We start from the raw sequence: 722 nt of genomic DNA, 5'->3' as shown, positions 1-722 counted from the left end.
TCATGAGTCTAAAATTGAGCTTTAGCTTCGTTTCTGAAGATGTATATCTTAAATTACAGACACAAAAAAGCCCGTTGCATGAGTAACGGGCTACCTACTCTCTTAAAAAACAAATTAGGCACTTTACCATAGCTGACTTTCACATGGGCATATCATCCACACTTTCTTTCACTACACTCAACTCACTTAACAAGCAGACACAAAAAAGCCCGTTACGTGAGTAACGGGCTATCTGCTCTCTTAAAAGAGAAATTAGGCGCTTGGCAATGACCTACTTTCACATGGGGAGACCCCACACTATCATCGGCGCGATTGCGTTTCACTACTGAGTTCGGGATGGGATCAGGTGGTACCACAATGCTATTGTCACCAAGCAAATTTGGGTATTAATCGCTTATCGCAATTAACTAAATTCGGAAAGCTGTTTGAGTGTCTTACTTTATTAAGCGCTTTAAATTCTTCACTAAGTCTTACCTTCAACAGTAAGTAATAAATCTAGTTACCATCAACTCAGATAAAAACTCATCTGGGTTGTATGGTTAAGCCTCACGAGTCATTAGTACAGGTTAGCTCAACGCCTCACAACGCTTACACACCCTGCCTATCAACGTCCTAGTCTCGAACGGCTCTTTAGAGGAATTAAATTCCTAGGGATGACTCATCTTAGGACTCGCTTCCCGCTTAGATGCACTCATCTTAGGACTCGCTTCCCGCTTAGATGC

The 722-nt window shown here is 42.0% G+C and carries 2 rRNA genes; both read right to left on the bottom strand.

Annotated elements, in window-relative coordinates:
• Positions 1-258 precede the first annotated feature (258 nt).
• Positions 259-374, bottom strand: a 5S ribosomal RNA gene (gene rrf, locus A9267_RS17005).
• Between the two features lie 161 nt (positions 375-535).
• Positions 536-722 (bottom strand): 23S ribosomal RNA (locus A9267_RS21955); the annotation flags it as partial.

It is taken from the genome of Shewanella sp. UCD-FRSSP16_17, from assembly GCF_001675935.1.
GTDB lineage: Bacteria > Pseudomonadota > Gammaproteobacteria > Enterobacterales > Shewanellaceae > Shewanella > Shewanella japonica.
The sequence above is the reverse complement of the archived record's forward strand: the minus strand, read 5'-3'. Positions and strand labels throughout refer to the sequence as shown.